The organism is Clostridium sp. E02, from assembly GCF_003833015.1.
Taxonomy (GTDB): domain Bacteria; phylum Bacillota; class Clostridia; order Lachnospirales; family Lachnospiraceae; genus Lacrimispora.
Window position 1 is genome coordinate 1 of the sequence record NZ_RJLQ01000086.1, and the last position, 349, is coordinate 349.

Genomic DNA, 349 nt, shown 5'->3' on the forward strand with positions numbered 1-349 from the left:
ATAACTGGGGTGAAGTCGTAACAAGGTAGCCGTATCGGAAGGTGCGGCTGGATCACCTCCTTTCTAAGGAAGAAGAAGTAAGGGTTTTATATACTGTTGAGTCTTAGGTTTTCAATGAATAGAATAAAGAATAAGTAACACCAAGAAAACGTAATGTGTCACCTCGTGAACAAGTTCACTCGGTCGCGGCTGTGCCGCCTATACAATAAAACAAAAACTGCTTATGAAAGCAAGCTTTCAACACAGTTTCCCGTTTAATTGTGCACACATTACTAGTAGACACGAAGTTTCTGGTGCCGATGCGCTTAGGGGACACACCCGTTCCCATCTCGAACACGATGGTTAAGAC

Annotated in this window: 1 rRNA gene; it reads left to right on the top strand. The window is 43.6% G+C overall.

Features of this window, described 5'->3' with window-relative positions:
• Positions 1 to 63 (top strand): 16S ribosomal RNA (locus EFT72_RS19060); the annotation flags it as partial.
• Positions 64 to 349 lie beyond the last annotated feature (286 nt).